We start from the raw sequence: 277 nt of genomic DNA on the forward strand, positions 1-277 counted from the left end.
AGGCCCGCCTCGCCGAGGCCGAAGCCGCCCGGGTCGCCGAAGCTGAAGCGAAGCGCCTGGCAGACCTCAAGGCCGAGCAGGATGCCGCTGCTGCTGCCGAGGCAAAGCGCCTGGCCGATATCGAGGCCCGGCGGGTTGCCGCTGCAGAGGCCGAGGCCCAGCGCGTCGCCGCCCTGAAGGCGAAGGCCGCGCGCGAAACCGAACAGGTCCGCCTCGCCTCGATGGCTGCCGCAGAGACCATCCGCCCGGCCACCGTCGCCCCCACCCCCACCCCCAC

1 pseudogene is annotated in these 277 nt (G+C 74.4%); it reads left to right on the top strand.

The window, feature by feature from the left end:
* Positions 1–277, top strand: a pseudogene (locus HJO_RS18570) (hypothetical protein); the annotation flags it as partial.

Origin of the sequence: Hyphomonas johnsonii MHS-2 (assembly GCF_000685275.1) — a bacterium.
In the GTDB taxonomy this organism is placed as follows: Bacteria; Pseudomonadota; Alphaproteobacteria; order Caulobacterales; family Hyphomonadaceae; genus Hyphomonas; species Hyphomonas johnsonii.